The 3,461-nt window shown below is 68.9% G+C and carries 5 protein-coding genes; all 5 read right to left on the bottom strand.

Annotated features, from left to right (window positions below; genetic code table 11):
* The coding region (locus tag ACXJKL_RS17325) for an aminotransferase class V-fold PLP-dependent enzyme (RefSeq protein WP_457208260.1) at nt 1-527 on the bottom strand (527 nt) is incomplete at its 3' end.
* Between the two features lie 44 nt (nt 528-571).
* Complete coding sequence (sufC, locus tag ACXJKL_RS17330) at nt 572-1,333, bottom strand: Fe-S cluster assembly ATPase SufC (protein ID WP_457208261.1); 762 nt, start codon at nt 1,331-1,333, stop codon at nt 572-574.
* Nucleotides 1,330-1,665 (bottom strand): non-heme iron oxygenase ferredoxin subunit, encoded by a 336-nt coding sequence (locus tag ACXJKL_RS17335; protein ID WP_457208262.1) that lies wholly within the window; start codon nt 1,663-1,665, stop codon nt 1,330-1,332. The genes sufC and ACXJKL_RS17335 overlap by 4 nt, the downstream gene beginning before the upstream one ends.
* Complete coding sequence (gene sufD, locus ACXJKL_RS17340) at nt 1,665-2,843, bottom strand: Fe-S cluster assembly protein SufD (protein WP_457208263.1); 1,179 nt, start codon at nt 2,841-2,843, stop codon at nt 1,665-1,667. Before sufD ends, ACXJKL_RS17335 begins: the two co-directional genes overlap by 1 nt.
* An 83-nt stretch (nt 2,844-2,926) precedes the next feature.
* Nucleotides 2,927-3,461 (bottom strand): SufD family Fe-S cluster assembly protein (locus ACXJKL_RS17345; protein ID WP_457208264.1); only part of this gene is annotated, 535 nt, incomplete at its 5' end.

Below are 3,461 nucleotides of genomic sequence, written 5' to 3' on the forward strand. Positions count from 1 at the left end.
ACCTTGGTGCGCTCGGTGATGAGCTCGTCGATGTTCGACAGGTCGAGCCGGCCGTCGTCGGTCAGCCCGAACCACCGCAGGGTCGCACCCGTGCGCTCGGTGAGGAGCTGCCACGGCACGATGTTGGAGTGGTGCTCCATCTCGGTGATGACGACCTCGTCGCCCTCGCCGACCTGCAGGTCACCGCGCCACGCGAGCGTGTTGGCGACCAGGTTGAGCGCCTCCGAGGCGTTCTTGGTGAAGATCACCTCGTCGCGGCTCGGCGCGTTGATGAACGCCGCCACCCGGTCCCGGCCGGCCTCGAACGCCTCCGACGACTCCGCGCCCAGCTGGTGCATGGCGCGGGCGACGTTGGCGTTGTGGTGCTCGAGGTGGTCGACCATCGTGTCGATGACGACCTGCGGCTTCTGCGAGGTGTTGGCGCTGTCGAGGTAGACCAGCGGGTGCCCGCCGTCGAGCACGCGCTCGAGGATCGGGAAGTCCTTGCGGATGACCTCCAGCTCGGGAAGCAGTCCCGGGATGCTCATCGCTCGTCTCCTCTCGTCGTCCGTCGTGGGGTGCAGGCGGTCGCTCAGACCGACGCAGCCTTGGTGTACTTGTCGTAGCCCTCGGCCTCAAGCTGGTCGGCCAGCTCGGGCCCGCCCTGCTCGGCGATCCGGCCGTCGACGAAGACGTGCACGAAGTCGGGCGTGATGTAGCGCAGGATCCGGGTGTAGTGGGTGATCAGCAGGACTCCCTTGCCCTCCTGCGAGCGGAAGCGGTTGACGCCCTCGCTGACCGTCTTGAGCGCGTCGATGTCGAGGCCGGAGTCGGTCTCGTCGAGGATCGCGACCTTCGGGTTCAGCAGCTCGAGCTGGGCGATCTCGTGGCGCTTCTTCTCACCGCCGGAGAAGCCCTCGTTGACGTTGCGGGTGCCGAAGGTCGGGTCCAGGTCGAGCTGCTGGAGCGCCGCGTTGACGTCCTTCACCCACGTGCGGAGCTTGGGGGCCTCGCCGTCGATCGCGGTCTTGGCGGTGCGCAGGAAGTTGGACACCGAGACGCCGGGGACCTCGACCGGGTACTGCATGGCCAGGAAGAGGCCCGCGCGGGCGCGCTCGTCGACGGACATCGCGAGGACGTCCCGGCCGTCGAGGGTGACGGTGCCGCCCGTGATCGTGTACTTCGGGTGGCCGGCGATGGAGTAGGCCAGCGTGGACTTGCCCGACCCGTTGGGGCCCATGATCGCGTGGGTCTCGCCGTCGTCGATCGTCAGCGTGACGCCCTTGAGGATCTGCTTGGGGCCGTCCTCGGTGTCGACGGAGACCTGGAGGTCGTTGATCTCGAGCTTGCTCATGCGGGGGTGACTCCGTTCAGGGTGGTGGTGGTGTCGACGTACACGTCGGTGTCGCGGACCTCGACGGGGAAGGTTGCTACGGGTTCGGTGGCCGGCAGCCCGATTGGCTTGCCGGTGCGGAGGTCGAAGCGCGAGCCGTGCAGCCAGCACTCGACCGTGCAGTCGGCGACCTCGCCCTCGCTCAGGGCGACGGCGGCGTGCGAGCACTGGTCCTCGATCGCGAAGATCTCGTCGCCGTCGCGGGCCACGGCGACGTCGTACCCGTCGAGGGTGACCCCGAGGGCCTCGTCGGTGGGGACCTCGTCGAGCGAGCAGGCGCGGAGGAAGGCCATCAGAGGTCCTTGAGCACGTTCTTGGCCAGCTCGGCCTCGACGGTGCCCATCAGCCGGTCCTCGATGGACGGCACGCCGATCTTGCGGATCAGGTCGTTGAAGAAGCCGTGCACGACCAGGCGGCGGGCCTCCTTGTCGTCGATGCCGCGCGCGCGCAGGTAGAAGAGCTGCTCGTCGTCGAAGCGGGCGGTCGCGCTGGCGTGGCCGGCTCCGGCGATCTCGCCGGTCTCGATCTCCAGGTTGGGGACCGAGTCGGCCTGGCAGCCGTCGCTGAGCACGAGGTTGCGGTTCTCCTCGTAGGTCTCGATGCCCTCGGCGACCTTGCGGATCAGCACGTTGCCGACCCACACGGTGTGCGCGCCCTGGCCCTGGAGCGCGCCCTTGTAGAGGACGTTGCTCTTGGTGCGCGGGGCGTCGTGGTCGGCGAAGAGCCGGTGCTCGATGTGCTGGCCGGCATCGGCGAAGTAGAGGCCGAGCAGCTCCGCGGAGCCGCCGGGACCGGCGTAGGACACGTTGGTGTCCATCCGCACGACGTCGCCGCCGAAACTCACCGCGACATGCTTGTACGTCGCGTCGCGACCCACCCGCGTCTCGTGGTGGGTCAGGTGGACGGCGTCGTCCTCCCAGTCCTGCAGGGAGATGACCGACGCCTGGGCGCCGTCGCCCACGACGACCTCGACGACCTGGGCCATCGAGGAGTGGCCGGTGTGGTTGAGCACGACCGTCGCGCGCGAGTGGTTGCCGAAGCGGAGCACGACGTGGCCCGCCTCGGTGACGCCCGCGTCCGACCCGACGAGGTCGACGACCACGGGCTCGGCCACGTCGGCGTCGGCCGGGACGTCCACGAGCAGGGTCGAGGGAACCTCGGCCAGGACCCGCGCCGCGAAGCGGGTGTTGGGCACCAGGCCACTCACCCCACGGAGCGCGCGGGCCTCGTCGCCGTCGACACCCTCGACGCGCACCCCGGTCGGGGTGTTCCAGGTGCAGGCCGTGGCGCTCGGCATGAAGGCGGCGTCCGCGTGCAGGCCCTTGAGCCGCTTGAGCGGGGTGAAGCGCCAGATCTCCTCGCGGCCGGTGGGCACCACGTGGTCGACGACGTCGAAGGAGCCTGCGGGGTGCAGGTGGCTCTCGACCTTGTCCACCTCGAGGGCGGAGCGAACGGAATCCGTGACAGTCACTACTTCTCTTTCTTTCCAGAGACCAGGTACGTCGCCCGGGGGAACGGCAACGGGTGGGGCGGGCGGTGCCGATCCGGGGAGGATCAGCCGACCGCACCCTCCATCTGCAGCTCGATCAGGCGGTTGAGCTCGAGGGCGTACTCCATCGGGAGCTCCTTGGCGATGGGCTCGACGAAGCCGCGGACGATCATGGCCATCGCCTCGTCCTGCTCCATGCCGCGCGACATCAGGTAGAAGAGCTGGTCGTCGGAGACCTTGGAGACGCTCGCCTCGTGACCCATCGACACGTCGTCCTCGCGGATGTCGAYGTACGGGTAGGTGTCGGAGCGCGAGATCTGGTCGACGAGCAGCGCGTCGCACAGCACGTTGGACTTGGAGCCGTGGGCGCCCTCGTTGATCTGGATGAGGCCGCGGTACGACGTGCGGCCACCGCCTCGCGCCACCGACTTGCTCAGGATCGAGCTCGACGTGTGGGGCGCGGCGTGCACCATCTTGGCGCCGGCGTCCTGGTGCTGGCCCTCGCCCGCGAACGCGATGGAGAGCGTCTCGCCCTTGGCGTGCTCGCCCATCAGGTAGATCGCGGGGTACTTCATGGTCACCTTGGAGCCGATGTTGCCG

This window comes from Nocardioides sp. P5_C9_2, from assembly GCF_054049555.1.